The 222-nt window shown below is 43.7% G+C and carries 1 tRNA gene; it reads left to right on the top strand.

The features are described from left to right. Positions 1–106 precede the first annotated feature (106 nt). Positions 107–179: transfer RNA gene (locus tag FD05_RS10735), tRNA-Thr, on the top strand. Positions 180–222 lie beyond the last annotated feature (43 nt).

Consider the following 222-nt stretch of genomic DNA (forward strand, 5'->3'; position numbering starts at 1 on the left):
GGTAGAGCACCTGACTGTTAATCAGGTTGTCGACGGTTCGAGCCCGCCTGCCGGAGCTTTGTCGAGATGCTAACTTAATTGTTAGCATTTTTTGTACAATAGATTTGCCGACTTAGCTCAGCTGGTAGAGCATCGGTATCGTAAACCGAGGGTCACAGGTTCAACTCCTGCAGTCGGCATAATTATACAAATTAGAAGAAATATTAAAATTAGGAATGCTGT

The sequence above is a fragment of the Lentilactobacillus otakiensis DSM 19908 = JCM 15040 genome, assembly GCF_001434145.1.
GTDB lineage: Bacteria > Bacillota > Bacilli > Lactobacillales > Lactobacillaceae > Lentilactobacillus > Lentilactobacillus otakiensis.